1 protein-coding gene is annotated in these 278 nt (G+C 55.0%); it reads left to right on the forward strand.

Annotated features, from left to right (window positions below; all coding sequences use genetic code 11):
- The coding region (locus SAZ04_RS21940; RefSeq protein WP_332699670.1) for a site-specific integrase at positions 1 to 278 on the forward strand (278 nt) is incomplete at both ends.

Genomic DNA, 278 nt, shown 5'->3' on the forward strand with positions numbered 1-278 from the left:
GGCTGGTCCCGCGTATCACCCGCTTACCCGTAATAACTGATGATGAGCAATGGCGGAAATTTCTTAAACATGTTTCAACTGCCTCCCTGCGTGACCGGCTGATGCTCGCGCTTGCCTATTTTGGTGCACTCCGCCGTGCAGAGGTGACAGCCCTGGCGCTTGAGGATATCGACCCTGCGCATCGCCTGATCCGTATCCGCCCGGAAACAACGAAAAGCAGGCGGGAAAGAATTATTTGTTATGGTCCGGACGGGACGCCGGTACTGGCAAACCATTTT

The sequence above is a fragment of the Halalkalibacter lacteus genome, assembly GCF_036663595.1.
Lineage (GTDB): Bacteria > Bacillota > Bacilli > Bacillales > Bacillaceae_D > Halalkalibacter > Halalkalibacter lacteus.